The sequence below is a fragment of the Caulobacter henricii genome (genome assembly GCF_001414055.1).
In the GTDB taxonomy this organism is placed as follows: domain Bacteria; phylum Pseudomonadota; class Alphaproteobacteria; order Caulobacterales; family Caulobacteraceae; genus Caulobacter; species Caulobacter henricii.
The window spans coordinates 2,228,823-2,254,235 of sequence record NZ_CP013002.1 but is presented as its reverse complement, the minus strand read 5'-3'; the positions used below and the strand labels follow the sequence as shown (position 1 = coordinate 2,254,235).

General features: G+C 65.5%; 24 protein-coding genes. 15 read left to right on the top strand and 9 right to left on the bottom strand.

The features are described 5' to 3' along the window. Positions 1-26: 26 nt before the first annotated feature. The gene (locus AQ619_RS10515; RefSeq protein WP_236849450.1) at positions 27-809 is read left to right on the top strand and encodes a methyltransferase domain-containing protein; all 783 of its coding nucleotides are present in this window, start codon (positions 27-29) and stop codon (positions 807-809) included. Here the strand turns inward: AQ619_RS10515 and AQ619_RS10510 are convergent. After that, positions 787-2,559 (bottom strand): patatin-like phospholipase family protein, encoded by a 1,773-nt coding sequence (locus AQ619_RS10510; RefSeq protein WP_166504340.1) that lies wholly within the window; start codon positions 2,557-2,559, stop codon positions 787-789. The two genes, AQ619_RS10515 and AQ619_RS10510, sit on opposite strands and share 23 nt — an antisense overlap. A gap of 179 nt (positions 2,560-2,738) precedes the next feature. Between AQ619_RS10510 and AQ619_RS10505 the strand changes: the two genes are divergently transcribed. Genes AQ619_RS10505 through AQ619_RS10480 form a run of 6 tightly spaced genes read left to right on the top strand, consistent with a single transcriptional unit; the run spans position 2,739 to position 9,401 of the window. Beyond that, positions 2,739-4,331, top strand: coding sequence for a carboxyl transferase domain-containing protein (locus AQ619_RS10505; RefSeq protein WP_062147056.1), 1,593 nt, complete (start codon positions 2,739-2,741; stop codon positions 4,329-4,331). A gap of 2 nt (positions 4,332-4,333) precedes the next feature. Next, complete coding sequence (locus AQ619_RS10500) at positions 4,334-4,876, top strand: GNAT family N-acetyltransferase (protein WP_062147054.1); 543 nt, start codon at positions 4,334-4,336, stop codon at positions 4,874-4,876. Beyond that, on the top strand, positions 4,873-5,712 hold the full coding sequence (locus AQ619_RS10495) for an enoyl-CoA hydratase-related protein (RefSeq protein ID WP_062147052.1): 840 nt from the start codon (positions 4,873-4,875) through the stop codon (positions 5,710-5,712). The genes AQ619_RS10500 and AQ619_RS10495 overlap by 4 nt, the downstream gene beginning before the upstream one ends. A 21-nt stretch (positions 5,713-5,733) precedes the next feature. Next, positions 5,734-7,008: a DUF3667 domain-containing protein gene (locus AQ619_RS10490; RefSeq protein WP_062147050.1), complete on the top strand. Its 1,275-nt coding sequence runs from the start codon at positions 5,734-5,736 to the stop codon at positions 7,006-7,008. Between the two features lie 13 nt (positions 7,009-7,021). Then, the gene (locus AQ619_RS10485) at positions 7,022-8,983 is read left to right on the top strand and encodes an acetyl/propionyl/methylcrotonyl-CoA carboxylase subunit alpha (RefSeq protein WP_062147048.1); all 1,962 of its coding nucleotides are present in this window, start codon (positions 7,022-7,024) and stop codon (positions 8,981-8,983) included. 19 nt (positions 8,984-9,002) lie between these two features. Next, positions 9,003-9,401: a DUF1489 family protein gene (locus AQ619_RS10480; RefSeq protein WP_062147046.1), complete on the top strand. Its 399-nt coding sequence runs from the start codon at positions 9,003-9,005 to the stop codon at positions 9,399-9,401. 1 nt (position 9,402) lies between these two features. Here the strand turns inward: AQ619_RS10480 and panC are convergent, their stop codons facing one another. Then, a complete protein-coding gene (gene panC / locus AQ619_RS10475) occupies positions 9,403-10,263 on the bottom strand; it encodes a pantoate--beta-alanine ligase (protein ID WP_062147044.1) in 861 nt (286 codons plus the stop codon). Positions 10,264-10,463: 200 nt separating this feature from the next. On the opposite strand from panC, the gene mipZ reads away from it, so the two are divergent. After that, positions 10,464-11,300, top strand: coding sequence for a division plane-positioning ATPase MipZ (mipZ, locus tag AQ619_RS10470; protein ID WP_062147042.1), 837 nt, complete (start codon positions 10,464-10,466; stop codon positions 11,298-11,300). A gap of 39 nt (positions 11,301-11,339) precedes the next feature. After that, positions 11,340-11,765, top strand: coding sequence for a J domain-containing protein (locus AQ619_RS10465; RefSeq protein WP_062147040.1), 426 nt, complete (start codon positions 11,340-11,342; stop codon positions 11,763-11,765). Between the two features lie 43 nt (positions 11,766-11,808). Here AQ619_RS10465 and AQ619_RS10460 read toward each other — a convergent pair whose 3' ends face one another. Continuing rightward, the gene (locus AQ619_RS10460; RefSeq protein ID WP_062147038.1) at positions 11,809-12,861 is read right to left on the bottom strand and encodes a 2OG-Fe(II) oxygenase family protein; all 1,053 of its coding nucleotides are present in this window, start codon (positions 12,859-12,861) and stop codon (positions 11,809-11,811) included. A gap of 243 nt (positions 12,862-13,104) precedes the next feature. Beyond that, complete coding sequence (locus AQ619_RS10455; protein WP_062147036.1) at positions 13,105-13,644, bottom strand: TetR/AcrR family transcriptional regulator; 540 nt, start codon at positions 13,642-13,644, stop codon at positions 13,105-13,107. 170 nt (positions 13,645-13,814) lie between these two features. Between AQ619_RS10455 and AQ619_RS10450 the strand changes: the two genes are divergently transcribed. Further along, positions 13,815-14,615: an alpha/beta fold hydrolase gene (locus AQ619_RS10450; RefSeq protein WP_166504209.1), complete on the top strand. Its 801-nt coding sequence runs from the start codon at positions 13,815-13,817 to the stop codon at positions 14,613-14,615. Between the two features lie 87 nt (positions 14,616-14,702). Here AQ619_RS10450 and AQ619_RS10445 read toward each other — a convergent pair whose 3' ends face one another. Further along, positions 14,703-16,001 carry a D-alanyl-D-alanine carboxypeptidase family protein gene (locus AQ619_RS10445; RefSeq protein WP_062147032.1) on the bottom strand — a complete coding sequence of 433 codons (1,299 nt, stop codon included), beginning with the start codon at positions 15,999-16,001 and terminating at the stop codon, positions 14,703-14,705. 286 nt (positions 16,002-16,287) lie between these two features. Between AQ619_RS10445 and AQ619_RS10440 the strand changes: the two genes are divergently transcribed. From AQ619_RS10440 to AQ619_RS10425, 4 genes are all read left to right on the top strand, one after another. Continuing rightward, a complete protein-coding gene (locus AQ619_RS10440) occupies positions 16,288-16,722 on the top strand; it encodes a phasin family protein (RefSeq protein WP_062147030.1) in 435 nt (144 codons plus the stop codon). A 135-nt stretch (positions 16,723-16,857) separates the two neighbouring features. Next, complete coding sequence (locus tag AQ619_RS10435) at positions 16,858-17,319, top strand: RidA family protein (protein WP_062147028.1); 462 nt, start codon at positions 16,858-16,860, stop codon at positions 17,317-17,319. Then, positions 17,319-18,092: a glycerophosphodiester phosphodiesterase gene (locus AQ619_RS10430; protein ID WP_062147025.1), complete on the top strand. Its 774-nt coding sequence runs from the start codon at positions 17,319-17,321 to the stop codon at positions 18,090-18,092. Before AQ619_RS10435 ends, AQ619_RS10430 begins: the two co-directional genes overlap by 1 nt. Then, positions 18,089-19,249, top strand: a complete 1,161-nt coding sequence (locus AQ619_RS10425; protein ID WP_062147023.1) for a GNAT family N-acetyltransferase — start codon at positions 18,089-18,091, stop codon at positions 19,247-19,249. The genes AQ619_RS10430 and AQ619_RS10425 overlap by 4 nt, the downstream gene beginning before the upstream one ends. Positions 19,250-19,258: 9 nt before the next feature. Here the strand turns inward: AQ619_RS10425 and AQ619_RS10420 are convergent, their stop codons facing one another. Continuing rightward, on the bottom strand, positions 19,259-19,744 hold the full coding sequence (locus AQ619_RS10420) for a pyridoxamine 5'-phosphate oxidase family protein (RefSeq protein WP_062151555.1): 486 nt from the start codon (positions 19,742-19,744) through the stop codon (positions 19,259-19,261). A gap of 48 nt (positions 19,745-19,792) precedes the next feature. Beyond that, positions 19,793-20,374: a DUF4287 domain-containing protein gene (locus AQ619_RS10415; RefSeq protein ID WP_062147021.1), complete on the bottom strand. Its 582-nt coding sequence runs from the start codon at positions 20,372-20,374 to the stop codon at positions 19,793-19,795. A 53-nt stretch (positions 20,375-20,427) separates the two neighbouring features. On the opposite strand from AQ619_RS10415, the gene AQ619_RS10410 reads away from it, so the two are divergent. Beyond that, positions 20,428-20,859, top strand: a complete 432-nt coding sequence (locus AQ619_RS10410; RefSeq protein ID WP_062147019.1) for an HIT family protein — start codon at positions 20,428-20,430, stop codon at positions 20,857-20,859. Here the strand turns inward: AQ619_RS10410 and AQ619_RS10405 are convergent. After that, positions 20,856-22,886, bottom strand: a complete 2,031-nt coding sequence (locus tag AQ619_RS10405; protein ID WP_062147017.1) for a response regulator — start codon at positions 22,884-22,886, stop codon at positions 20,856-20,858. The genes AQ619_RS10410 and AQ619_RS10405 overlap by 4 nt on opposite strands. A 183-nt stretch (positions 22,887-23,069) precedes the next feature. Next, positions 23,070-25,406 carry an ATP-dependent Clp protease ATP-binding subunit ClpA gene (clpA, locus tag AQ619_RS10400; protein ID WP_062147015.1) on the bottom strand — a complete coding sequence of 779 codons (2,337 nt, stop codon included), beginning with the start codon at positions 25,404-25,406 and terminating at the stop codon, positions 23,070-23,072. Between the last annotated feature and the right edge of the window lie 7 nt (positions 25,407-25,413).

Genomic DNA, 25,413 nt, shown 5'->3' with positions numbered 1-25,413 from the left:
CAATTGTCGCACCCGAAGTGAAGGCCATGCCTATGCCTGTCTGGAACCCCGACATCTACGCCCTCTATCGGAGCTATCGGGAACGACCCGCGCTCGATCTTTTGACGGCGCTGCCGCGTGACATTGATCCAGTTCAGATCTGGGATCTGGGCTGCGGTGCGGGCGAGCAGGCGGCGCTGCTGTCGGCGCGACACCCCTCTGCGACCGTGCACGGAATGGATTCAAGTCCCCAGATGCTGGAGCGGGCGAGGGGACTTTCCTCCCGGGTGGACTGGGTTCTGGGCGATATTGCCTGCTTCGCGCCCGAGCAACCGGTCGATCTTCTGTTCACCAACGCCGCACTGCAATGGGTCGACGACCATGCCGTCCTCTTTCCGCGTCTGGCGTCCGCCCTGGCCCCCCGCGGCGTGCTGGCCTGCCAGATGCCGCTGGTGACGGATGCAGCCTGGCGAAAGACCCTGGGCGAGATCGCCGCGACTGGCCCCTGGGCCCCGCGACTGGCCGGCGTCGAGGGTGTGCGGCCGTCACATGATGCGCGCGACTACTACGCATGGCTGGCACCGCTGTGCCCCGAGATCGATATCTGGACGACCACCTATCTGCACGCCCTGTACGGTCAGGATCCGATCGTCGACTGGACAATGGGGACGACACTTTTGCCCTATCTGGACGCCCTGACCGACGCGGAGGAAAGGGCAGGGTTCCTTGACGCCTGGCGGGCGCGACTGGCGTGCGACTATCCTCGCCGCGAGGACGGCGTGACACTGTTTCCATTCACCCGGATGTTCATCCTCGCCCGACGGGATTGAGCGCTTCGCGGGCGCGCTCGACCAGGCTCGGACGGCGGCGAAGGTCGGTGACTGGACGGTCCAGTGAGTCGATGGCGATCGCGGCCGCGATCTTGCCGGCGGCCACGGCGGGCTCAAAGGCGCGCCAGTCACGGATGTCGATCTTGTCCAGCTTCGGCGTGATCAGCACGTCCGAGGCTTCACGACTGGCCGCAAGATCTCGCCCGGTGGAGACCGTGGCAGCACGCATCAACAGGGCGACGATCGGCGGCCCCTTGCGCCATTCCCCTGACAGGACCCACTTCCACAGCGAGGGGGGGCTGACCACGTCCTCGTCGGTGATGCTGCGGCCACGCGTGACATCCACCCCGACGATCGGGCCGAGCTGGAAGGCGCGCATGACGTCGGCGGGGAAGTTCTTCATGACCGCGCCATCGACCAGGACCGCGCCGTTCTCGCAAACCGGGGGCAGCACACCCGGCAGCGAGATCGAGGCCCGCAGGGCGTTGTGGAGCGGACCCCGGCGGTGGAGGTGGTAGGAACCCGAGGTCAGGTTTGAGGACACGCAAAAGAACGGCAGCCACAGGTCGCTGATCTGTACGTCGCCGAAATGTTCCTGCAGGCGGGCCTTGACCTTGTCGCCGCGCGTCATGGCGATCATCGGAAAGGCGATATCGTCGACGGGGCTCGACTCGACGAAGGCCTTGCGGATGCGGGCCTCCATCTCGCCATCGTCCCACCCCATGGCCAGGCCCGCCGCGATCACCCCGCCCATGGAGGCCCCGCCGACAAAGTCGATGGGAATGCCGCGCTCGCGCAGGGCTTCGATGGCGCCGATATGGGCATAGGCCCGAGCACCGCCGCCGGAGAGCACCAGACCCACCGACTGGCCGGTCAGAACCCGGGCCAGTCTCTGGACATCGGCCATGCCGTTCTCGCGCAGATGGAACAGGCGGGCCGCCTTGGTGGCCTCCATCCAGGCTTCGGAACCCTGGGGCTGTTTCAGGTTGCCGGACTGCAGAAGAATCAGGTCGACGAGACGCTGGGCCTGAAGGGGGCCAGAGGCATAGGTCGGGATGGTCGGCGGAGGCGGACGTTCGCCACGCCCAATCCGGAACAGGCGGTCGACCTGTCTGCCGACCACGTGCTTCCACTGGGTTTCGTCGGCTTCGGCCACATACAGCACGAAGTCGTGCTCGCGCTCGACATTGCTGAACCACTCGGTGGGGGCCAGTTGCGACTCCGCGCCCTCGACGGTCACCGAGTAGCCCAGAGCCACCATGCTCCGCGCCAGACGCTCGACCACGGGCCGGATAGCGGGTCCGGGTTCCACTGCGATAAAGCCAAAAACCGACGGATCGCCGATCGCGGCGTGGGTCTGGGCCTGGCGGGCCCGGCGGATCATCAGTCGCGACAGTTCGATCATGACCGTCGGATCGGTTTCGGCGGCCTCGAAGAAAGCCGCTCGGGGCAGGGCCAGAATCTCGCTGTCGCGCAAGGCGACCAGATTGGCTGAATGGGACGTGCCGCCGATCAGGGCCATTTCGCCGGCCGGCTCGCCCGGCCGAATGACTCCCAGGAACTGCGGCTCCTGGCCCTCCTCACGCCGGAATGCGCCCATGCGGCCGGTGCGCAGGAAATAGAGATGGTCGGCGCTTTCTCCCGGGGCATAGAGCGTCGCGCCACCCGGCAGGGAAAACCAGGTCGCGCCGCCGCTGCGCTGCTCGCGGGCGAACAGTTGCGCCAGGGCCGAGTCGTCAGGGGCGTTCAGAGTCGTTGCCACGAAGGGACGCTAGCTTGAATGCCGAGGCTTGACCATCGGGACGCGATCGGTCCGACTGTCGCCCGCCGCCCTGTCCGATTTGGCGGAGGGTTTTCGCGAAATCTCACAGGGCTGAAGGCTAAAATTACCGCCTTTCGGGTTTGAATGTAAAAGGCTATGCCGCACACATGCCGAAGCTGAACTCCGTTATCGATCCGTCCGGCGAGACCTTCGTCCGCAATGCCGCCCATAATCGCGGTCTGGTCGCCGAGTTGCACCAGAGGGTCGCCGCAGCCGCGCTGGGCGGCTCCGAGGCGACGCGCCAGCGCCATGTGGCGCGGGGCAAGCTGCTGCCACGCCAGCGGGTCGAGCGCCTGCTGGATCCGGGCTCACCGTTCCTGGAGATCGGACAGCTGGCGGCCTGCGATCTCTATGATGGCGAAGCGCCCGGCGCCGGCGTCATCACCGGGATCGGTCGGGTCTCGGGCCGCGAGGTGATGATCGTCGCCAACGACGCCACCGTGAAGGGCGGTGCCTATTACCCGATGACGGTGAAGAAGCACCTGCGCGCCCAGGAAATCGCGGCTCAGAACCGGCTGCCCTGCGTCTATCTGGTCGACAGCGGTGGCGCGAACCTGCCCCACCAGGCCGAGGTCTTTCCCGACCGCGACCATTTCGGCCGCATCTTCTTCAACCAGGCCCGGATGAGCGCGGCGGGCATCGCCCAGATCGCCTGCGTCATGGGGTCCTGCACCGCCGGCGGGGCCTATGTGCCGGCGATGAGCGACGAAACCGTCATTGTCCGTGACCAGGGCACGATCTTCCTGGCCGGTCCGCCGCTGGTGAAGGCCGCCACCGGCGAGGTGATCAGCGCCGAGGAACTGGGCGGGGCAGATACCCACGGCCGTCGCTCGGGCGTGGTCGACCACGTGGCCAATGACGACGAGCATGCGCTGGAGATCGTTCGCTCCATCGTCGCCAACCTGAACACCACCAAGCCCGCCGAACTGGTGATTGCCGAGACCAAGGCACCGCTGTTCGATGCCGAAGAGCTTTACGGGATCGTGCCGACCGACGTCCGCGCCCCCTATGACGTGCGCGAGGTCATCGCCCGCATCGTCGACGGCAGCGAGTTCGACGAGTTCAAGGCTCTGTACGGCACGACCCTGGTCTGTGGCTTCGCCCGCATCTGGGGCCAGCCGGTGGCGATCCTGGCCAATAACGGCGTGCTGTTTTCAGAGAGCGCCGTGAAGGGCGCGCATTTCATAGAACTTGCCTGCAAGCGCAAGATTCCGCTGGTCTTTCTGCAGAACATCTCAGGCTTCATGGTCGGCGGAAAGTACGAGGCCGGCGGCATTGCCAAGGACGGGGCCAAGCTGGTCACGGCGGTCGCCTCGGCCGAGGTGCCTAAGTTCACGGTGCTGATCGGCGGCAGTTTCGGAGCGGGCAATTACGGCATGTGCGGCCGGGCCTATAGCCCGCGCTTCCTGTTCACCTGGCCCAACAGCCGCATCTCGGTGATGGGCGGCGAGCAGGCCGCCAGCGTGCTGGCCACCGTCCACCGCGACGCCGCCAAGTGGAGCGACGATGAGGCCGAAGCCTTCAAGGCTCCGATCCGCCAGAAGTATGAGGATGAGGGCAATCCCTATCACGCCACCGCGCGGCTCTGGGATGACGGCATCATTGATCCGGCACAAACCCGCGACGTGCTGGGTCTGGCCATATCGGCGAGTTTGAATGCGCCCATTCCGGAGACGACGTTCGGCGTCTTCCGGATGTAACCATGAGTGCTTCGCCCCATCCTCGTCTGTCACCCTGGACGGAGGCTCTGTTCCCGGCCTGGGACGCGCTGAATCGCGATCCGCTGGTCGCCCAGTGGCTGGGCGGCGCAATGGACTCCGAGCGTAGCCGCGCGACCTTCGCGCGGGTGGCGGCAGGCGTGGCCGATAAAGGCTGGGGCATTTGGGCGGTCCTGGACGAGACGGGCGAGGCTGTCGGCGCTGCGGGCCTTCACGACCTGGACGGCGCGTTCGGGCTTGAGGGCGTCGAAGCCATGTGGCGGCTGCGGACCGGCGCTGTCGGCCGGGGTCTGGTCTCCGGCGTGATGCCGTCGATCTTCGCCGACGGCTTCGCGCGCCTGCCGCTTGACGAGATTCTGGCCTTTACGGCCCGTTCGAACGTTCGGTCCCAGGCGGTTATGCAACGGCTAGGCCTTACGCGCGACGAAGGTCGGGACTTCGATCATCCCGACCTTGCGCTGGATCATCCGTTGCGACCGCATGTGATGTATTGCTTAGCCAGACCCCAGGAAGGCCAAGACCAATGACCAACCCTATCGCCGACCCCCTTGTCGAGGTGCCCGACACCGACGCCGTGAGCCCGCTGGTTCACCTGGAGAGCACGCCCGAAGGGGCGGTGACCGTCTGGATCAACCGACCTGAAAAGAAGAACGCCTTCAACGCTGAGACCATCGCGGCCCTGCGCGAGGCCTTCGAGACCTTGCACGGGGCCGAAGGTGTCCGCGTGGTGTTCCTGCGTGGCACGGGTGGGGCGTTCAGCGCCGGCGCTGACCTGACCTGGATGGCCGATGCGGTCGACTGGAGCGAGGACGACAACCGCCTCGACGCGCTCGAACTGGCCCACATGCTGAAGGCCCTGCACGATGTGCCGGCCCTGACCGTGGCCCTGGTTGAAGGCCCCGCCTTCGGCGGCGGTGCCGGCCTGGTGGCGGCCTGCGATCACGCCATGGCCACCGCCGATGCCCGGTTCAGCTTTTCCGAGGTCAAGCTTGGTCTGACCCCGGCGACGATCAGCCCCTATGTCATTGCCGCCCTGGGCCCGCGCACGGCCAAGCTGCTGTTTGCCACCGGCCGGGTGTTCGATGCCGATGTGGCCTGGAGCTATGGCCTGGTCGACGAGGTGTTCGACGATCTGGCCGGTCTGGAAGCCGCCCGCGATGCCCTGATCGAGGAAATGGCCGCCTGCGCCCCGGGCGCGATCGGCGACGCCAAGGCCCTGGTCAATGACTTTGTGGATCAGAAGATCGACAAGGGGCTGATCGAAGAGTCCGCCAAGCGCATCGCGCGCCGTCGCGTGTCGGAAGAGGGCCAGGAGGGCGTGCGTGCCTTTCTCGCTCGTCGTAAACCGTCCTGGACGGAATAGGCACAAGAGTCTGGGGGCAGGATGACAGGCGAACTTGAAGCTGCGGCGGCGGATGGTCTGACGGGGGTCTTTCGGCCTAAGCGAAAGAAGCCGTTCGACAGGCAGGGCCAGCCTTGCACAAACTGCGGCACGACGCTGGAAGGCTGGTACTGCCATGCCTGCGGGCAAAACGCCGACAATCATCGCCGCACGATCCTGCACCTGATCTGGGAAGCCATCGAGGGGATGTTCCACCTCGATGGCCGTCTGGCGCGCACACTGCCGCTGATGTTCTTCAAGCCAGGTGTCCTGGCCAAGGACTATATGGAAGGCCGGATCGCGCGACATGTGCCGCCGTTCCGCACCTTTCTGGTCGCCCTGCTGCTGTTCATCTTCGCAGCCGAGCACGCCATCCATAGCCTCAAGCACCACGAGGAGGAGCAGAATCGCGAGCGCGCCGCCGTTCTGGCCACGCCACAAGGCCGGCTGATCGAGGCCAACAAGCTGCGTGCCGAAGCTCAAAAGGGAAGGGACGAGGCCCTGGCAGAACTGGCGTCGACGCGCGCCAGTGATCTGAAAGACCCGGATGGGGACAGGGCCGGGATCAACAAGGCCTACGAAGAGAATGTTCGGAAGGTTCAGGCCGTATACGCCGCGTCCATGGCCAAGGCCCTGGCGCTGCAAAGCAACCCCAAGGCAGGAGAGGAGCTCCTGGCGCGGGACGAAACCATGCGTCGGAAAGCCGCCGAGACCGTACGCACCATGCCGATGACTGGCAGCTCCGAGGAGATCAAGGCGCACGCCGTCAAGCTGGGCGAGATCGGCGGCGCGTCCGTCAACGTCACCACCAGCGAACCGAAAGTCGAGGTACGCTCGTATTTTGGAGCGGAAACCTGGTTCAAGGAAGGGCTCGCCAAGGCCCTCGAAAACCCAGAATACTACATGGTGGTGATGTTCGGCTGGGCCCACCGTCTGGCCGTGCTGCTGTTGCCGATCATCGGGCTGAGCCTGGCGCTGGTCTATCTCAACAAGCGCCAGTACTTTATCTATGACCACCTTCTGGTCGCGACCAATCTGCTGTCGTTCTCGTTCCTGACCAACGCCATCGGCATGGTTTTGCCGTCGCCCCTGACAGTGCCCTGGTTCGTGATCCTGGCCTTCTGGACGCCCATCAACCTCTTCCAGACCCTTCGCGGTGGCTATGGCTCCACCATGGTCGGGGCGGCGTTCAAGACCCTGGTCGTCTGGTTCATGAGCGTGTTCGCCTTCGCCCTGTTGCTCAGCCTCCTGCTGCTCTTTTCTCTCTCCCAGATGTAGGACCGTCCATTCCGTGATCTCTTCCGTCCTCATCGCCAACCGGGGTGAAATCGCCCGCCGGATCATTCGCACCGCCCGGGAGCTGGGCGTGCGGACCATCGCCGTCTATTCCGAGGCCGACGCCGACGCGCCGTTCGTGATGGAGGCCGACAGCGCCATCCTGATCGGCGCAGCTCCGGCGCGGGAGAGCTATCTGGTGCCGGAGAAGATCCTGGCGGCGGCCCGCCAGATGGGGGCCGATGCGATCCATCCCGGCTATGGCTTCCTGTCCGAAAATGCCGACTTCGCCCAGGCGGTTCTGGATGCCGGTCTGGTCTGGATCGGCCCGCCCCCTTCGGCGATCCGCGCCATGGGCCTGAAGGACGCCGCCAAGAAACTCATGATCGAGGCGGGGGTGCCGACCACGCCGGGCTATCTGGGCGACGATCAGTCGGTCGAGCGCCTGACCAAAGAAGCGGCCGCGATCGGCTTTCCGGTCCTGATCAAGGCCGTGGCCGGCGGCGGCGGCAAGGGCATGCGCAAGGTGCTGGCAGCGGCGGACTTTGCCGAGGCCCTGGCCTCATGCCAGCGTGAGGCGGCCGCCAGCTTCGGCGACCAGCGCGTGCTGCTGGAGAAATATGTCACCCGGCCGCGTCACATCGAGGTGCAGGTCTTTGGCGACAGCTTCGGCAATGTCGTCCACCTGTTCGAGCGCGACTGCTCGCTGCAGCGCCGCCACCAGAAGGTCATCGAGGAAGCCCCGGCCCCCGGCATGGACGAGGCCACCCGTCAGGCCGTCTGCGCCGCCGCGGTCAAGGCCGCCAAGGCCGTGAACTATGTCGGGGCCGGCACGGTCGAGTTCATTGCCGATGCCAGCGAGGGCCTGCGCGCCGACCGGATCTGGTTCATGGAGATGAACACCCGCCTGCAGGTCGAGCATCCGGTCACCGAGATGGTCACCGGCCAGGATCTGGTCGAGTGGCAGCTGCGCGTCGCCTCGGGCGAGCCCCTGCCGCTGGAGCAGGACGAGATCGAACTGGACGGCTGGGCCATGGAGGCCCGTCTCTATGCCGAGAACCCGGTCACCGGCTTCCTGCCCAGCACCGGCAGGCTGAAGCACTTCCGCCTGCCCGAGGGCGATGTCCGCGTCGACAGCGCGGTGGAGGAGAGCGGCGAGGTCACGCCGTTCTACGACCCGATGATCGCCAAGCTGATCGCCCACGGCGCCGATCGCGAGGATGCCGCCCAGCGTCTCGCCGAGGCCTGCGCTCTGGTCGAGGTCTGGCCGGTCAAGACCAATGCCGCCTTTCTGGCCAAGTGCGCCAGCCATCCCGATTTCGTCCAAGGCCGAATCGATACCGGCTTCATCGAGGCGCATCTGGACGAGCTGGTCGAGCGGACCTTTACGGACGCCCCGACCCTGGCGGCCATCGGCCAGAGGCTTGAAGCCTTCATGGAGTCCGACCAGCCCAAGGCAGACCCCTTTGCCAGTGCACCGTCGCGCCTGCTGGGCTTCCGGATGAATGCGCCGCGCGCGGCCATGGACCTGCCGATGAGCATCGACGGCCGCAAGGTCCCGTTGCGCGTGGCCCTGGCCGGCGGGCGGGGTGACGACTGGTCCTGGGACATCACGGTCGAGGACGGCCGGGCGCTGGACGATGTCGACGTCCTGCCGGGGGCGCATGGCGATGGGCCGCTGCGCGTTTTCGAGGGCGGCGATGTCCAGGAGTTCGCGTTCGACTACCAGGGTGGTGGGGCCCATGCGGCGGCTTCGGACGGGGCGATCCTGTCGCCCATGCCGGGCAAGATCGTCTCGGTGGCCGTCGAGGCCGGTCAGAGCGTCGTCAAGGGCCAGACCCTGCTGACGCTGGAGGCCATGAAGATGGAGCATGCCCTTGCCGCGCCGTTCGACGGAGTGGTGGCGCAGCTGTCGGCTGTGGCCGGCGGGCAGGTCAGTGAAGGTGTGGTGCTGGTCAAGCTGGAACCGGCGGCCTGAACCGCGCTAACAGTCGCCCATGCCCCTGCACATCATCAAGCTGGTCGTCGGTTGCGACTCGATCGACGACCTTGTCGCCTGGCACCGGACCGGTGAGCCCTGGATCATGCACACCCGCATGACGCCCAAGCGGATCGACGAGGTGCTGGACGGTGGCTCGCTCTATCGCGTGTTCAAGGGCCAGGTCCTGTGCCGCCAGAAGATCCTGGCCATCGACACGGTAGGCGAGGGCGCGGCCAAGCGCTGCGAGGTCACCGTCGATCCGCCGATCATCCGCGTCGTGCCCCAGCCTCGTCGGGCCTTTCAGGGCTGGCGCTACCTGCCGGCAGAAGACGCCCCGGCCGATCTGAGCGAAAGCGAAGCCGCCGAGATGCCGCTGGATCTGGCCCGCCAGCTCCGCGAACTGGGGGCCTGGTAGGCTAGACCGCCATATTGTCGATGAGGCGGGTCTTGCCCAGCCAGGCGGCCACCAGGATACGGCCTTGTGCCTGGCCCATCGGACCCGGGCCCAGCCTTGAGAGATCCAGGGCCTGACGCACCTCAAGATAGTCAATCTGGCCAAAGCCGATGGCGCTCAGGGCGGCCTTGCCGGCGGCCTCGGCCTCGTCGATGCGGCCCCCGTGAGCGACGGCCTGGGCCGCTTCGTGCAGCACGCGGGGCAGGGTGGCGGCGATCTGCCGCTCCTCGACCGTGAGATAGGCATTGCGTGAGGACAGGGCCAGACCGTCCTCGGCCCGGGCGGTCGGGGCTGCGATGATTTCGACCGGCAGGTCCAGATCAGCCACCAGCCGCTTGATGACCTGGAGCTGCTGGTAGTCTTTCTCGCCGAACACGGCGAAGTCGGCCTGGCACTGGATCAGCAGCTTGGCCACGACCGTGGCAACGCCGCCGAAGAACTGCGGACGTGCGGCCCCCTCTAGCGGTTCGGAAACCCCGGCGACCTGGATCGAGGTCGAAAAGCCCTGCCCGTACATGGCTTCGGGTGTGGGGGCGAACATCAGGTCACAACCGACCGAGGCCAGTTTCTCGGCGTCCAGGGCCTCGCCGCGCGGATAGGCGTCGAAGTCTTCGTGCGGTGCAAACTGCCGGGGATTGACGAAGACGCTGGCCACCGTCCGTCTGGCCCGGGTCTGGCCTAGCTTGACCAGGGTCAGGTGGCCGTCATGCAGCGCGCCCATGGTCGGAACCAGGGCAACCTGATCCCCGGCGGCCTTCCAGGCGGCGACCTGGGCCCGCAGGTCAGCGACGGTGCGAACAATGGCAGGGGAAGCTGGGGGCATGGACGGCCTCCTTTACAAACAGGCGAGGCTTATGGCCGAGCGCCGCGACGGCGTCTACTGCGCTGCACAAGAGGCGAGGTGCGACACCCCCTGCGACAAAAGGGCCTGTGGAACAAAGCGATGACCGCTCGGTTGGCCTATGGACCTCGTGTTAACTTTTCATTGGCCGTGCGAGTCGCGGCGGATGAAGGAGCGAGCACATGGCTGATACGCGCGTGATCGTGGTCGGTAACGAAAAGGGCGGGGCGGGCAAGTCCACCATCGCCGTGCACCTCGTGACGGCCCTGCTCTATGGCGGCGCCAGGGTGGCGGTGATCGACCTGGACCTGCGTCAGTGCACCTCCATGCGCTTCTTCGAGAACCGCCGGGCCTGGCTGGAAGACAAGAAGCTGAACCTGCCCGAGCCCCTGCAGTTGCGCCTCAGCGATGACGACGTCGCCCTGGCCGCCGCTCCGGAAAGCGAGCAGGTCGAGCGCTTTGAAGCCGTGTTCGCCCGCGCGCTCGAAGAGGCCGACTTCGTCCTGATCGACACCCCCGGTGGCGACACCGCCATTTCCCGCATCGCCCATGGCCGGGCCGACCTGATCGTCACCCCGATGAATGACAGCTTTGTCGACTTCGACATGCTGGGCCATGTCGACCCCGTGACCATGGAACTGACCTCGCCCAGCCTCTATTCAGAGTCCGTCTGGGAGGCCCGCAAGGCGCGGGCCCTGAGCGGACAGCGCAAGGCGCTCGACTGGGTCGTGCTGCGGAACCGCCTGGCCACCACCGAGGCCCGCAATCGCAAGCGCCTAGAAGACCGTCTGGCCGCCCTGGCCAAGCGGGTCGGCTTCCGCATGGGGCCTGGCCTGCGCGACCGCGTCATCTATCGCGAACTGTTCCCCTTCGGCCTGACCATCGCGGACCTGTCGCCCCAGGTTCGCCCGGTGCCGGTGTCGCTCCAGCACCTGGCCGCGCGCCAGGAACTGCGGGCCTTGATGCATTCGCTTGGTCTTTCGGCCTATTCCGGGGAAACTCTGCTCGCTGCCCAGTAGGGGCCCATTGGGGGCCAGCCGGGCGCGACCGGAACGGCGATGATCTATCTGCTGCTTGGCGGCCTGGTACTGGCCCTGGTGTTCTGGGGTGGACGCAAACCCTTCCTGAAGGGTGACGGCTGGCGGATTGGTGCCGGGGTCGCGGCCCTGGTGGCCTTTGCGGGTGCGGCCTACACAACGATTCGCGGCGGCTGGGGCACCGGCATTGTGCTGGGCGTCATTGGCCTGTGGACCGCCTCGGAGGCGCGCCGCCGCCCCGCCACCGGCAAGGCACCAGCCCCGGCGGTCAGCGGGCCCAGCCTGACCGAGGCCCGCTCGATCCTGGGGGTCGGTCCGGAGGCGACCGCCGAGGAGATCCGCTCGGCCCATGCCCGCCTGATCCGTCTGGCCCATCCGGACAAGGGCGGCACCACCGGCCTGGCAGCCCAGCTCAACGCCGCGCGAGACAGGCTGCTTCAGCGCTAGGACATGGGCGAGGGCGCGTCAGTGGCGGCTCAGGCGGTCCGAACTAGGTCGTTGTCGCAAGGAATTGCTCGGTTTCTTGTCGAATCCGGGCGGCCTCATCGTTGTAGAGAAACGGCAAGAAGGCGTAGCGCGTCCCTCGAGTGACCGGCGTGGCTTCATGCAGCAGGGAACACGAAAAAACCACCGCTCCACCGGTTGGTGGGCGATAGGTGCGCCGTCCAAACTCAGGGAACCGCAAGTCGCCCCCTTCGAAATCCTCGGCATTCAGATTGATGGAACAGGCAAACTGCCGGTGGGCGGTGGCTTTGGAGGTGTTGTCCCGATGGGGGCGAAAGTAGCCACCTTCCTCAGCGTCGTACCGCGCCACAATGTAGCGCTCCATGCGCGTGACCTGAAATACGAAGGCTTTGGCGATCTCGGGAAGAAGCCTCGCAATGATGCGGCTTTGTATTTGACGTTTGAGGTCTTCGTCCTCGATCGTTGCATCCCGACGCCGCTTGAAGTCATCCATGACCCCAACGGTCTTGCCACCGATGTCACGCATCACGCCGGAAGCGCAGCCTCCATCGCGCTCGTAGACCGCGATCAAGTCCTTGCAAAATGCCGGCTCAAAGATCCGGGGCACAATCAGCACGGGCGCATGCAGGGGCACACCGGCGTGATCGTCCGGACTGTCGAAGGCTTTCGCCATCGCGAAGACGCTCTCAGCCTGGTCCAGCGGTGCCGAGTGGATGAGTCGGAGTGAGGGATCCAGCAGCACCCATTGACCCAGGGTTTCACCGCTATCACCCAGGAGGCCGAACTGGTCGGCGATCAGGCCATCCTGATCGTGGAAATAGCGCAGACCTGGAATATGCGGTTTGCGCGAGGCGAATTCGGCCTCCTCACGAAGGACGCAAAAGGCTGTTCGGGCGCTGTCGTCAAAGAGATCAAGCCTGGCCTGAAGGAAGCTGATAGCCCTGTTCCGGACCTCGGCGTCAGACGGCAGGAAGGCCAGCAGGATACACATGCCGCCCAGGCTGCCGAACGCGAAGTCGGGGCGACTATGCGTTTTGGCGGTGAACATCGGCGCGGGTGAACCGGCAACGAGAGGCATTCTATCCCCGACTTGGTTCGGCCATCCTTTGCGGTCGCGGACAGCGTGCTCTGCATCGACGTTCTTGAACGTGGGGTGAGTGTCGTCAAGCTCGGCCTCGGCCTTGAGCCCGAAACTCTGGACGACGGATGCGGCCGACCACGGTGATGGGGCTAGGCTGACCGTGCACTTGACTGGCACCGCACGCCGCCTGCCGCGCGGATCTCAAACCGAAGCGGGAATAGGGTGCACTGTCACCGCACGTCACCGTAATCCCGCGTCAAACAGGTTGCTGATGACGGCGATGAGCTCTTCACGGGCCCTCTCCTCGCTCACGCCGCAAGCCTGAAACTCCCCGTCAGCGATGGCGTCGGAAACTCTTTCAATGTTGAAGATGGCCGTGAGACAGCGGGCAGGGTGAGTCAGGCCCGTGCGGGCGGCGAGGGCCAGCATTTGCGCCTGCCGCGCGCTTGCGCGGGCCTGGCCAACCTCGGGATCACTCACGGTCAGGGCCCGCAGAGACTGTCGAAACACCCGGTGGGTCTTGTGATGACGGATCAGGGCGTCGGCCACGGCCTCGGCCGAGTCGGCTACCGACAGGTCGCGCGCCTCGGCCGCCGCCCAGGCCTGGTAGACCGCCAGGAAGACGGCCCGCTTGCCCTCGAAGTGCCGGTAGAAGGTCTGGGGCGCATAGCCGGCGCGTCGGGCGATAACATTGCTGTTGGTGCCCTCAAAGCCGTGGTCCTCAAACTCGAGCCGGGCCGCCTCGATCAGCGCCTCACGCCCTTGTCCGCGTTTCTTCATGATGACCTCCCGGGAACCAGGGCAGAGAATCCAACTGCGTTGACTCTAAGTGATTTATATATCACTTCCGTCGCATGATCAAAAATCCCGATCTATCGCAAACGCTCCGCAGCCTCATCGGCGTCCAGCCGCCGTCGGCTCTGGTACCGGCAGATGGTGCCGTTCTTGCGGTGAGCCGGTCTGGCAAAGGGGTTCCTGTAATCTGCCTTCACGCCACGGGCCACGGCGGGAGGGACTATGAAGGCTTTGCCGCCGCGATCGCGCCGCTGGGCTATGAGGTCATCGCCGTGGATTGGCCCGGGCATGGATCGAGCCCTGCAGAGACGACAGGCCGAACGGCCAGTGCCGAACGTTATGCCGCGCTGCTTGACGATCTGATCCCGGCTCTCTGTGGCGACGAGCGTCCAATCCTGCTGGGCAATTCCATTGGTGGCGCGGCGGCGCTGTCCTTTGCCCTACGCCATCCCGGCAAGGTGAGGGGACTCGTCCTCTGCAATCCCGGCGGGCTTGCGCCGCCCAGTGCTCTCACCAGGGCTGTGATTGCCGGGATGGTGGGATTCTTCGCGGCAGGGGAGCGGGGTGCCGGTTGGTTTGCCCGGTCATTTGCAGCCTATTATCGGCTGGTTCTGTCCGGAAAGCGGGCCGCCCTACAACGTGCCCGGATCATCGCAGCCGGGCCTGAGATGGCATCGCTGTTGAAACAGGCCTGGGACAGTTTCCGCCAGCCCGAGGCGGACCTCCGCAAGGCCTCAACAGGTCTTGCAGTCCCCGTTCTTTTCGCCTGGGCCAGACACGACCAGATTGTGGCCTGGCGCTTTGCCAAGCAGGCCGTCCGCCGAATTCCGGGTGCCGAAGTGCAGATGTTCCAAGGCGGACATTCGGCCTTCCTGGAAGATCCGGAGGCCTTCAACGCGGCCTTTCATGGCTTTGTGTTGGGGATCGGAGCCGGAGTTCCAGGCCCTCAGAATTAGAGTGGCGGACCGAACCACCGCGGAACTTGGCTGTCAGTGCACGCAAGTCGCACCTGCTGGCGTCTTAGATCGGCGGTAACCGCCGGCCTAGCGGGGCGACAGGACCATGCAGGGCTGGCGCTTGGCTGTAATGGCCGCGCAGGTGGCGCGGGCGGCCTCGGCAGTCAGGCCCTGGAACTGGGCCCGGAAGGCCCCGCCGGCGGCCCCTTCGACCGCGCCCTCGGCATCGGCCACGAACCGGGCGAAGCGGCCGCGCACCAGGGTCAGCTGCTGCTTGGCCAGGCTCTTGGACTTGAAGGCCCCGACCTGGATCGCCCAGTTGCCCTTGGACGTCTTGACGGCCTTGGCAGCCTTCAGGGTCGGCGCAGCCTTGACCGGCTGGGCTCGGGGGGTGTCGGTCAGCATGATCTGCAGGCTCGACTGCTCGCCGTCGCCCTGTTCGATCGAGGGGCGCATGATCGGGCCGGTCGGTTCGCTTTCATAGAGGTTGGCGGCAATGGTTGTGCGGTCGCCATGGGCCCGGCGCTTGAGGACCTCGAAACCGGTCAGCAGCAGGTCTTCCATGTTGTTGTCGCGCCAGGCGGTCGAGGATCCGCCCAGAACCACGGCGATCAGGCGACGGCCGTCGCGCACGGCCGAGCCGGCGAGATTGTAGCCCGAGGCATTGGTGTAGCCGGTCTTCAGGCCGTCAAAGCCGTTCATGCTGTCGAGCAGGCGGTTGTGGCCGCGGATCGTATTGCCCCGGAAGGCAAAGGATTTGACGCTGAAATAGCTGTAGTACTGCGGGAAGTCGCGCATGGTGGCGCGCGACAGGATGGCCAGATCGCGGGCCGTGCTGATCTGGCGGCTGTCGGGCAGGCCCGAGGCATTGACGAAGCGGGTATTGCGCATGCCCAGTTCCTGGCCGCGCAGGGTCATCAGGGCGGCGAATCGCGCCTCGCTTCCGGCCAGCTTCTCGGCCATGGCCACGGCCACGTCATTGGCAGACTTGACGGTCATGGCCCGGATGGCCTCGTCGACACTGATGCTGTCGCCGGCGGGTAGGCCGAGCTTGGTCGGAGCCTGGGCAGCGGCCCGGGGCGTAATCACCACCCGGTCGGTGGCCTTCATCCGGCCCTCGCTCAGCGCTTCGAAAGCCAGGTAGAGGGTCATGACCTTGGTCACGGAGGCGGGATAGCGCGGGCTGTCGGCGCGCTTGTCATAGAGAACTTCGCCGGAATTGGCGTCGATGACGATGGACGCATATTTCGGTTCGGTGGCGTTCAGCTGCAGATAAGGGATCTGGGCCGAGGCGCTCGTGGTCGGGACGAGGGCACCAAGAATGCAGGACAGCACGAGGCCTACGGTGGCGAGGAGGGCTCGGGCGGACCGAATCTTGGCGAACATGAATGACGTCCGTCACTTGAACAAAGCGGTTCCGCACCGCCACACGCGTGAGCCTAGCATGAACTGACCCGCCTTTAGCCAAAGTAAACAACCGGTGAGCGATGTTGTCGCGAGTGCGGAAAAATTGTGCGCGTTGCGGCCGGGTTGCAGACTGACCCTAGGTCATGGTGCGCTGCACAATTTTCTTGACTGCTGCACTGCAGCATGGCAAATCGTCGTTGTCCCAAGCGCATGGGGCTGCTCGCACAGCTTCGCCATGCCCCGCCACATTGCCAGGAGACTCCCCATGGCCGCCGCCGAAACGATGAAGAAGACCGTCGAGCAGTTCAGCACCGCCTCGAACCAAGCGTTCAAGGACGGCGTCGAAAAGTCCCTGGCCGCTCTGTCCGAAGCCAACACCCTTTCCAAGAAGAACCTCGAAGCCGTCGTCGCTTCGGTGACCGCCGCCACCAAGGGTGCCGAAGCCCTGGGCGCCGAGACCTTCGCCTATTCCAAGAAGGCCGCTGAAGACCAGGTCGCCGCTGCCAAGTCGCTGGCTGGCGCCAAGAGCGTCCAGGAAGCCATGGAACTGCAGACGACCTTCGCCAAGTCGGCTCTGGAAGCCTATATCGCCCAGATGACCAAGGCTTCGGAGATCGTCTCGGCCTCGATCAAGGACTCGATGAAGCCCCTGAACGAGCGCGTCAGCGCCGCCGTCGAAAAGTTCCAGGCCGCCCGCTAAGGCGACCTGCGGGGCTGCGCCCGGCGCGGCTCTGCACACCTGAAATGAAGGCCCGAACCGGTGACGGTTCGGGCCTTTTTTCTTGTACCTGACCCGGGTGGCGTTAAGCATTGCGGCGCGTGAATGGAGTGCCCGATGTCGAAGATCGAAGACCGTCTGAACGAGCTTGGCCTTGTCCTGCCGCAGCCTGTGGCCCCGGTCGCCAACTATGTGCCGTTCGTGCGGTCAGGGTCCCTGATCCACATTTCCGGCCAGATCTCGCTCGACGCCTCGGGTGGCATCAAGGGGACGGTCGGGGTCGATGTCGACCTTGAGACTGCCCAGGGTGCCGCGCGACTGTGCGGGATCAATCTGCTGGCCCAGATGAAGGCCGCCTGCGATGGCGACCTGGACCGGGTGGTGCGGGTGGTCAAGCTGGGCGGTTTCGTTCAGGCCGGCCCGGACTTCATCGACATTCCCAAGGTCATCAACGGCTGTTCGGACCTGATGGTCGAGGTGTTCGGCGATGCCGGCCGCCACGCCCGCTCGGCGGTCGGCGTCTATCGCCTGCCTCTGGGCTTTGCGGTCGAGGTCGATGCGGTGGTGGAGATCGTCTGATGCGCACGCCCGAGCGTCCGTCTACCGAAGTGTTCGGCGAGTCCTGGGAGCGACTGTTCGAGCCCGCCATCGCCCACCGGGGACTGTGGACGCCGGGCGGTGCTCCGGAAAACTCGCTGGCGGCTTTCCAGGCGGCCTGCGCCCACGGCTACGGCATTGAGCTGGACGTGCAACTGACGTCCGATGGCGACGCGGTGGTCTTTCACGACTACAGCCTCGACCGGATGACGACGCAGTCCGGTCGGGTGAAGGACCACACCGCCGCCGAGCTGGCCACGATCCGGCTGGCGAATTCGGACGAGACCATCCCGACCCTGGCCGAGACCCTGACCCTGATCGGTCACCGGGCCATGGTTCACATCGAGCTAAAGACCCCATTCGGCGAGGTCGGTCCCCTTGAGAAGCGGGTCAGTGAGATTCTGCTCGATCACAACGGCCCGATCGCGGTGATCGGATTCAATCCCTATTCCCATGCCTGGTTCGCCGACCACCATCCGCAGATCCTGCGGGGGCTGGATTCCTACAGCTATGCCGACGGCAAGCCGGCCAAGCTGGCCCCCGAGCAGCGCAAGGCCTTTGCGGCTCTCGAACATGTCGAGATCGCCCGTCCTGACTTCCTGGCCCTGGGGCTCGACATGCTGCCCAGCGCGCGGGCCGATATCTATCGGGCCCGGGGCATGCCCGTCGTCGCCTGGACCGTCCGCTCGCCCGAGCAGTGGGACGCCGTCCGCGATCATTGCGACAACCTGATCTTCGAGGGCTATCACGCGTGACGGCAGTCAAGCCGGCGGTTCGCGTTCATCGCGAGATTGCCGAGATCGGGCGTGAGGCCTGGGACGCCTGCGCCGCCCCGACCGGCGATCCCTTCGTCAGCTTTGATTTCCTGTCGATTCTGGAGGAGAGCGGGTGTGTCGCGTCCCGCACCGGCTGGGCACCGCAGCACCTGTCGGTCGAGGACGAAGACGGACAGGTCGCCGGCGTCATGCCGCTCTATCTGAAGTCCCACAGCCAGGGCGAATATGTCTTCGACCATGCCTGGGCCGACGCCTATGAGCGGGCCGGGGGGCGCTACTATCCCAAGCTCCAGTGCTCTTCGCCGTTCTCGCCGGTCACCGGCTCACGGCTGATCGTGCGGCCGGATGTGGATGTCGACGACGGACGTTCGGCCCTGCTGGGCGGGGCCCTGACCCTGTGCGAGCGCATGGGGGCCTCATCCCTGCACGTGACCTTCCCCAGGGCCGATGAGTGGGACTGGATGGGTCAGCGCGGCCTGCTGCAGCGGCAGGACCAGCAGTATCACTGGGAAAACGCCGACTACGCGACCTTTGACGACTTCCTGATGGCCCTGTCGTCCAACCGCCGCAAGACCATCCGCCGCGAACGCCGCGACGCCCAGGAGGGGCTGGAGATCGTGGCCCTGACCGGCAGCGACCTGACCGAAGCCCACTGGGATGCCTTTTTCGGCTTCTACATGGACACCGGCAGCCGCAAGTGGGGCCGGCCCTACCTCAACCGCGCTTTCTATTCGCTGCTGGGCCAGCGGATGGCCGACAAGGTGTTGCTGGTGATGGCGCGCCGGCCCGGCGGCCCGTGGATCGCGGGGGCCCTGAACCTTCTGGGCCGCGACTGCCTCTATGGTCGCCACTGGGGCTGCGCCGAGGACGTGCCGTTCCTGCATTTCGAGCTCTGCTATTACCAGGCCATCGAACAGGCGATCCGCCTTGGCCTGCCACGCGTCGAGGCCGGGGCCCAGGGCCAGCACAAGATTGCCCGCGGCTATCTGCCCAGCCCGGTCTATTCGGCCCACTGGATCGCCGACCCGATGCTGCGCGAGCCTGTGGCCCGCTATCTCGAGCGCGAGCGCGAGGCGGTGGAGCATGACATGCGGATGCTCAGCGAGGAGTATTCGCCGTTCAGGGTAGAACGCTGAGCCGCACGGTCAAAGCCGGACTTCGGCGACCTTGTCCTTGTAATCAGCCTTGGGGTCGGCCCCGAGCAGCATTTTCACGCCGGCCATCAGGCTGTGTTCGTTCAGCCAGATCTGGGCGGCACCGGGCTCGAAGCGAAGCAGGCGCAGCTTGGGATCTTCCCGGCCGGCATACCAGGCGGCGATGGCGGGGTTCCAGAGCCGGTCGACTGTGGCGCGGTCAGTGTCGAGGCACAAACGCCCCTGGACTGTGGCAAAGAGCTCGTGTCCCTTCGAGACGAAGTTCAGGATACCGTCGAGGGTTTCGCTGCCTAGTGCCGACACCAGGCTGGTCTCGGATGACGTAAAGATCCAGAGCGGGCCGCTATGATCGCCTTCGAAAAGAGCGGTCATCGGCTGGGCATGTCCACCCTCGACCTCGGAAAGGCCCAGCATGACGGTGCGGTCGGCCTTCAGGGTTTTCCAGAACCGGGCAACGAGATCGGCTTGATCGGACATGGCTTCCTCCATTTGGGAAACCAACGGGAAAGCGCGCCATACGTTCCCTCAGGATCGCTCCCAGGCGGCCTTGAGATGCGCCAGCACTCCGTCATCGACATCCGTGGGCGAGGTGAGGGGGAGTTTGGCCTTAAGCCGCTCGGACCAGCCCTCGTTGCGCGGCTCCAGGAGGCGTGGGTCGGCCTCAGGCGACACTGCGAGGCCAAGGACGGCACCCCCGCCCTTTACGGGTTTCAGGGCCGCGAACTGGCTCTTGCGGGACCAGGCCGTGAAGCCCTTGCGCTGACCTGTGACGACGTCACGCAGGTCGGAGACTGAAGCCTCGATGGCCACGAGGATCGAAAGCGCGGCCGGATCGGTCCACAGCGCCGCGCGCAACCCTTCGGCGTCGTCCCAGCCCATCTCGGACGGGTAGGCGACCGAGAGGATCGTCGCGGCCCGGTTCTGGCCGATGCCATAGGTCGCCTTCAGCCAATCGGTGCGGGCCTTTGGCCGCGTTTCCTGGCACTCGCGCCGCACGATCTCGACCCATTCCTCGAGAGTCTTGCCGGTTTCACGTTGCAGATTGGCCCGCACCGAGGCGAACCACGTCTGCTGCTGCTCGGTCAGGCCCTGTGGCTTGGTGTCCATGCTTGCACGCCTCCTGTGGTTTGCTACGACACCCCTCTCATCAGGAGACGGCCATGAGCCTTCACGGAACCTACGATCCCGACAACATCTTCGCCAAGATCATCCGGGGCGAAATGCCGGCCGTAAAGGTGTTCGAGGACGATCAGGTCCTCTGCTTCATGGACGTCTTCCCGCAAGCGCGGGGTCACATGCTGGTGATCTCCAGGACCTCAAAAGCCCGCAATCTGCTGGAAGCCGAGGCCAAGACTCTGGGCCGCCTGATCGGTGCCACCCAGAAGGCTGCCGCCGCCGTCACCGCCGCGCTGAAGCCTGACGGCGTGATTGTCACCCAGTTCAACGGTGCCCCGGCCGGCCAGACCGTGTTCCACCTGCACTTCCACGTCATCCCCCGCTATGAGGGTGAAGCGATGGGCCGGCACGCCGAGGGCATGGCCGATGTCGAGGAGCTCAAGGTGCTGGCCGAGAAGATCGCGGCGGCGCTTTAGGCCGCCCCGTTCGGCACGGCGTTGGTGGCTGCGGCAATCAGGGTCATCAGCTGGATCGGCTTGGCGATGTGGTCCGCCATTCCGGCCGCCAGGCAGGCGGCAATATCGTCTGTCGAGGTGGCGGCGGTCATGGCGATGATCGGCGTCCGCCCGACCGCGCCGCCAAGGGCCTTGATCTGGCGACAGGCCGTCAGCCCATCCATCACGGGCATGTGCAGGTCCATGAAGATGGCATGATACGGGGTCTCACGGGCGCGCTGTACGGCGTCCTCGCCGTTCTCGGCCGTATCGACCTTGAAGCCTGCCGCCTCCAGCATCTGGCTGGCGATCTGCCGGTTCATGGGGTGGTCGTCCACAACAAGCAGGCGAAGATCCTGGGGCAGGGCCGGTGCAGCCAAGGCTGGCTCCAGGTGGTCAACGCGCGTCATCAGCAGGCTGAAGGTGAAGCGGGACCCCAGGCCGACCGTACTTTCGACGGTCAGGCTGCCGCCCATCATTTCGACGAGGGCGCGCGATATGGCCAGGCCCAGGCCTGCGCCGGAGAACTTCCGGGTCGGGGTACTGTCGATCTGGGAGAACGGCCGGAACAGCAGCGGAAGATCGTCCGGCGCGATCCCCATGCCCGTATCGGCCACGCAAAACGTGACCTCGTCCACGCCCTCGACATCGCTCGACTTGATTTCGACTGACAGGGTGATGTGACCGCGCTGGGTGAACTTGGCGGCGTTGCTGAGCAGCTTGAACAGGATCTGGGCTAGGCGATTTTCGTCGGCTCTGTGCAGGGACTCGGCCTGGGCGCTGATCTCGACCCGCATGGCTATCGGCCGGTCGCCAAGCAGTGGCAGGATCAGGGTCATGACGCGCTCGACGAGAGTCGGGATCGAGACTGGCGCGAGGTTCAGCTGCCTCTGCCGCTGTCCGTCCCCCACGCTGGAATAGTCGAGCACGTCGTCAATCAGCGAGACCAGGACGCCGCACGAGGCTTCGATAGCTGCCAGCGGCTCGCGCGTGGATCTGGGAAGAGCGCGCTTGGCGCTGAGCAACTGAACATGACCGCTGATGCCGTTCAGCGGCGTGCGCATCTCATGGCTCATCACCGCCAGGAACCGGCTCTTGGCGATGGCGGCGGCCTCGGCTTCTCGCCGGGCTGCGCGGGCGGCCGAGAGGGCGCGGCTCAACCCATTCTGGGCCCGTGTTCGCTCCGACATCACGCTGATGATCGCCAGAGCGCAGAACTGAATGGCGGCCAGATAGGTCTGCAAGGCCAGAATCCGGCTGGAGATATCTTCGTACTGGGCGGCGATCGGACCATGGCCCGTTGTGGTGCTGCCGGCCGTCAGGAAGGCGAACCCGGCGATGGCCAGTATGGCCCTCGGTGGATCCAGCCGCAGCAGCACAGCCAGCAGCAGGGGGAAGCTGAGGAAGAGCGGCGCGGCGGGCAGGAAGTGGAACAGTATTGCCGCCACGATCAGGGTGGCAGCCACCAGGGGTATTGGCACCGCGCCCTTCAGGATCTCGGGCGTCGTATATCGCCGCATTCTTGTCAGCAGCAGCACTGCCGGCGCGCCGATCATCATCCCCAGGAAATCGCCCCAGACCCAGGCGATCCAGATGGACACGAAATCACCGCCGATGAGCCTCGTGAGTAGCACCGCGCCCAGGCTACCCATGATCAGGGTGGACGGCAGTACGGCCAAAAGGGCCACGCGCCAAAGTCTGCTGAAGTGCTGAATGTCCAGACCCGCGCCACCGACCTGGCGGATCAGGAAGGCGGCGACCACCGACTCGGTGAGGTCGAAACTGCCAATCAGGGCGGCCTGGGCGGGCGCGCTCCCCGTCAGCAGGGCGGCCAGAAAGTCGACCAGCGCGCAGACCAGCGCCAGGGGGATTGCCGTGCCGCGTGGAAGTAACAAAAGGGCGGCAGCCAGAACGCCGTTATTGACCCACAGAACCGCCAGACCGCCGGCGCCCAAGGTCATGACGTAAGCCGCTGCGGTGATGATCACATAGGCGGCGAAAAAGGCCAACGGCCACCAAGTTGGCCGCGCCGTCTGTGCAGGACGAAACAGGCCGCGCACTGGCGTTCGCACCCGGTATCCTCTTTCTTCAGCTCATCCAGAGGCTTTATTGATTTGAGGGGGTTGTAAAGTTTTCCTGACCGCAAACCGAAAGAGGCCCGGATCGCTCCGGGCCTCTCGATAGTCTTGGATCTATTCGACCAAGGCCGGTTCGGCTTCGGTCTCTGTCGCCGTAGAGCCCTTTCCGGGCTTTTCCGGCGTGCTTTCGATCTCGAAGTCGATCTTGCTGTCCTTGAGCACGATCTTGACGTGGCCACCGCGCACCAGACGTCCGAACAGGATGTCGTCGGCGAGGGGCTTCTTGATGTGCTCCTGGATGACCCGGCCCAGGGGACGGGCACCATAGAGCTCGTCGAAGCCGTTCTTGGCCAGCCAGTCGGCCGCGTCGTCGGACAGTTCGATGGTCACGTTCCGATCGGCCAGCTGGGCCTCCATCTGCATGACGAACTTCTGCACGACCTGGCGGATGATCTCCGGCGTCAGCGGCTTGAAGGCCACGACCGCATCGAGGCGGTTGCGGAATTCCGGCGTGAACAGGCGCTTGAGGGCAGCCTCTTCCTCGCCGACCACCTTGTCGCGACCAAAACCGATGGACTGCCGCTGGGCGTCCGAAGCCCCGGCATTGGTGGTCATGATCAGGACGACATTCCTGAAGTCGACCTTCTTGCCGTTGCTGTCGGTCAGGACGCCGTGGTCCATGACCTGCAGCAGGATGTTGTAGACATCCGCATGGGCCTTCTCGATTTCGTCGAGCAGCACCACCGCGTGCGGGTGCTGGTCGACGGCGTCGGTCAGCTGTCCGCCCTGGTCATAGCCGACATAGCCGGGAGGGGCCCCAATCAGGCGGCTGACGGTGTGGCGCTCCATGTACTCGGACATGTCGAAGCGGATCATCTCGATGCCCAGGGTCAGGGCCAGCTGCTTGGCGGCTTCGGTTTTGCCGACGCCGGTCGGGCCGCTGAACAGGAACGAGCCAATCGGCTTGTCCGCATCGCGCAGACCAGCCCGGGCCAGCTTCATGGCCGAGGACAGTTGCAGGATGGCGGCATCCTGGCCAAACACGGCGCGCTTCAGATCCGTTTCCAGCTCCTTCAGCGCCTCGGTGTCGGACTTGGAGACCGACTTGGGCGGGATGCGGGCGATCTTGGCCACCACGGCCTCGATCTCCTTCACGCCCAGAACCTTCTTGCGGCGGTTCTCGGGCAGCAGCATCTGGCCGGCTCCGGCCTCGTCGATCACGTCGATCGCCTTGTCCGGCAGCTTGCGGTCGGTGATGTACTTGGCCGACAGTTCGACGGCCACCTTGATGGCGTCATTGGTGTATTTCAGCTTGTGGAAGTCCTCGTAGTAGCTCTTGAGCCCCTTAAGGATCTTGATGGTGTCTTCCACCGACGGCTCGTTGACGTCGATCTTCTGGAAACGACGGACCAGGGCCCGATCCTTCTCGAAGTGCTGGCGGAACTCCTTGTAGGTGGTCGAACCCATGCAGCGCAGGCTGCCTGAGGCCAGGGCCGGCTTCAGCAGGTTCGAAGCGTCCATGGCTCCGCCGCTGGTCGCGCCGGCGCCGATCACGGTGTGGATCTCGTCGATGAACAGCACCGCATTGGGGTGGTTCTCGAGCTCCTTGACCACCTGCTTGACGCGTTCCTCGAAGTCGCCGCGATAGCGGGTGCCGGCCAGCAGCGCGCCCATGTCGAGCGAGAAGATGGTGGCCTCGGCCAGGACCTCGGGGACCTGGTTGGTGATGATCTTGCGGGCCAGACCCTCGGCGATGGCGGTCTTGCCGACGCCCGGTTCACCGACCAGCAGGGGGTTGTTCTTGGTGCGACGGCACAGGATCTGGATCGCGCGTTCCACTTCACTGGCCCGGCCGATCAGGGGGTCGACCTTGCCCTGGCGGGCCTTCTCATTGAGGTCGACACAATAGGCTTCCAGAGCCTCGCCACCGGTCTTGGTGTTGGGCTTTTCGGAATCGTCTTCCGTCGCGTTGTTGCTGGCCCCCTTGACGGCCTTGGGCTCGGACGCCCCGGCCTTCTTGGCGATGCCATGGGCGATGAAGTTCACGGCGTCATAGCGCGTCATGTCCTGCTCCTGCAGGAAGTAGGCGGCGTGGCTCTCGCGTTCCGAGAAGATGGCCACCAGCACATTGGCACCGGTGACTTCCTCGCGGCCCGAGGACTGCACGTGGATGACGGCGCGCTGGATCACCCGCTGGAAGCCGGCGGTCGGCTTGGCGTCTTCCTCGTCGTCGACGATCAGCGAGGCCAGCTCGACGTCGAGATAGTTGGTCAGGCTCTTTTTCAGGGCGACCAGATCGACGTCACAGGCGCGCATCACGCCGGCCGCGTCATCATCGTCGGTCAGGGACAGGAGCAGGTGCTCCAGGGTGGCGTACTCGTGCTTGCGCTGGTTGGCGTAGGCGACGGCGCGGTGAAGGGACTCTTCAAGGGGTCGAGAAAACGAGGGCAAGGGGGGA

Coding starts and splice junctions, on each gene's coding strand:
- AQ619_RS10440 (WP_062147030.1), top strand. CDS start 16,288: ATGGCCGCCGCCGAAACGATGAAGAAGACCGTCGAGCAGTTCAGCACC.
- AQ619_RS10410 (WP_062147019.1), top strand. CDS start 20,428: ATGAGCCTTCACGGAACCTACGATCCCGACAACATCTTCGCCAAGATC.
- AQ619_RS10465 (WP_062147040.1), top strand. CDS start 11,340: ATGATCTATCTGCTGCTTGGCGGCCTGGTACTGGCCCTGGTGTTCTGG.
- panC (WP_062147044.1), bottom strand. CDS start 10,263: ATGCCCCCAGCTTCCCCTGCCATTGTTCGCACCGTCGCTGACCTGCGG.
- AQ619_RS10415 (WP_062147021.1), bottom strand. CDS start 20,374: ATGGACACCAAGCCACAGGGCCTGACCGAGCAGCAGCAGACGTGGTTC.
- AQ619_RS10435 (WP_062147028.1), top strand. CDS start 16,858: ATGTCGAAGATCGAAGACCGTCTGAACGAGCTTGGCCTTGTCCTGCCG.
- AQ619_RS10445 (WP_062147032.1), bottom strand. CDS start 16,001: ATGTTCGCCAAGATTCGGTCCGCCCGAGCCCTCCTCGCCACCGTAGGC.
- AQ619_RS10500 (WP_062147054.1), top strand. CDS start 4,334: ATGAGTGCTTCGCCCCATCCTCGTCTGTCACCCTGGACGGAGGCTCTG.
- AQ619_RS10430 (WP_062147025.1), top strand. CDS start 17,319: ATGCGCACGCCCGAGCGTCCGTCTACCGAAGTGTTCGGCGAGTCCTGG.
- AQ619_RS10460 (WP_062147038.1), bottom strand. CDS start 12,861: ATGCCTCTCGTTGCCGGTTCACCCGCGCCGATGTTCACCGCCAAAACG.
- AQ619_RS10490 (WP_062147050.1), top strand. CDS start 5,734: ATGACAGGCGAACTTGAAGCTGCGGCGGCGGATGGTCTGACGGGGGTC.
- AQ619_RS10515 (WP_236849450.1), top strand. CDS start 27: ATGCCTATGCCTGTCTGGAACCCCGACATCTACGCCCTCTATCGGAGC.
- mipZ (WP_062147042.1), top strand. CDS start 10,464: ATGGCTGATACGCGCGTGATCGTGGTCGGTAACGAAAAGGGCGGGGCG.
- AQ619_RS10480 (WP_062147046.1), top strand. CDS start 9,003: ATGCCCCTGCACATCATCAAGCTGGTCGTCGGTTGCGACTCGATCGAC.
- AQ619_RS10455 (WP_062147036.1), bottom strand. CDS start 13,644: ATGAAGAAACGCGGACAAGGGCGTGAGGCGCTGATCGAGGCGGCCCGG.
- AQ619_RS10420 (WP_062151555.1), bottom strand. CDS start 19,744: ATGTCCGATCAAGCCGATCTCGTTGCCCGGTTCTGGAAAACCCTGAAG.
- AQ619_RS10505 (WP_062147056.1), top strand. CDS start 2,739: ATGCCGAAGCTGAACTCCGTTATCGATCCGTCCGGCGAGACCTTCGTC.
- AQ619_RS10495 (WP_062147052.1), top strand. CDS start 4,873: ATGACCAACCCTATCGCCGACCCCCTTGTCGAGGTGCCCGACACCGAC.